Annotated in this window: 1 protein-coding gene and 1 pseudogene; both read right to left on the bottom strand. The window is 70.9% G+C overall.

From position 1 onward, the window contains the following. Positions 1-794: pseudogene (locus Y705_RS19510) on the bottom strand (aldehyde dehydrogenase family protein); the annotation flags it as partial. Continuing rightward, positions 683-1,576, bottom strand: an 894-nt coding sequence (locus Y705_RS19505) for an aldehyde dehydrogenase family protein (RefSeq protein ID WP_155850052.1), incomplete at its 5' end; no start/stop codon positions are given. The pseudogene Y705_RS19510 and the gene Y705_RS19505, both read right to left, overlap by 112 nt.

Raw genomic sequence — 1,576 nt, 5'->3', positions numbered from 1 at the left:
TGCTGGGTCGCGGAGGCGAGCCAGGCGGCGTCGTCCTCCACGGTGACCGAGGCCGCCATCAGGCGCGCCGCGGTGCCGACGGCGCGGGTCAGCTCGACGGCGCTCGAAACGCGCACCTCCGAGCCCGCAGCGGCTGCGGCAAGGAGTACCCGGAGGAGTGCTGCCAGGGGCTCACCCTCGGAGAGCCTCACCGTGACGGGCAGGGGCACATAGCGCAGCACGTTCCGTTCGGCGGACAGGGCCGACACATCCTTCGCCGATCCGAATTCGGACGCACAGGCCGTGGCGTCGGACGCGGCGGAGCGCTGCAGGAACGCGAGGTCGCCGTCGTCGAGCCCCGACTCCTCCGCTGCAGCCGCTGCCGCCTCGAGGAGCGGCTGCGCGGCCGGAACCGGCTCTGCCGATACGGTGGACGCGCGGCTTTCCCAGCCGCCCAGGCCCATGAGGTAGTTGGGCCCACCGGCCTTGGTGCCCGCGCCCACGGCTGACTTCTTCCAGCCGCCGAACGGCTGGCGCTGCACGATCGCTCCCGTGATGCTCCGGTTCACATAGAGGTTTCCGGCCTGGACACTGTCAATCCACGCCTCGATCTCGGAACGGCTGAGCGAGTGGAGGCCCGCGGTCAGACCGTAATCCACCTCGTTCTGGATGGCGATGGCCTCCTCGAGGGTTGCGGCGGTCATCACGCCGAGGATCGGGCCGAAGTACTCGGTGAGGTGGTAGGTGGAGCCGCGCTTGACGCCGGTGCGGACACCCGGGCTCCACAGGCGGCCCGACTCATCGAGCCGGCGGGGGTCGCGGAGGCGAGCCAGGCGGCGTCGTCCTCCACGGTGACCGAGGCCGCCATCAGGCGCGCCGCGGTGCCGACGGCGCGGGTCAGCTCGACGGCGCTCGAAACGCGCACCTCCGAGCCCGCAGCGGCTGCGGCAAGGAGTACCCGGAGGAGTGCTGCCAGGGGCTCACCCTCGGAGAGCCTCACCGTGACGGGCAGGGGCACATAGCGCAGCACGTTCCGTTCGGCGGACAGGGCCGACACATCCTTCGCCGATCCGAATTCGGACGCACAGGCCGTGGCGTCGGACGCGGCGGAGCGCTGCAGGAACGCGAGGTCGCCGTCGTCGAGCCCCGACTCCTCCGCTGCAGCCGCTGCCGCCTCGAGGAGCGGCTGCGCGGCCGGAACCGGCTCTGCCGATACGGTGGACGCGCGGCTTTCCCAGCCGCCCAGGCCCATGAGGTAGTTGGGCCCACCGGCCTTGGTGCCCGCGCCCACGGCTGACTTCTTCCAGCCGCCGAACGGCTGGCGCTGCACGATCGCTCCCGTGATGCTCCGGTTCACATAGAGGTTTCCGGCCTGGACACTGTCAATCCACGCCTCGATCTCGGAACGGCTGAGCGAGTGGAGGCCCGCGGTCAGACCGTAATCCACCTCGTTCTGGATGGCGATGGCCTCCTCGAGGGTTGCGGCGGTCATCACGCCGAGGATCGGGCCGAAGTACTCGGTGAGGTGGTAGGTGGAGCCGCGCTTGACGCCGGTGCGGACACCCGGGCTCCACAGGCGGCCCGACTCATCGAGCCG

The sequence above is a fragment of the Arthrobacter sp. H41 genome (genome assembly GCF_000520535.1).
Lineage (GTDB): Bacteria > Actinomycetota > Actinomycetes > Actinomycetales > Micrococcaceae > Arthrobacter_D.
This window is presented reverse-complemented; position numbering and strand designations above follow the sequence as displayed.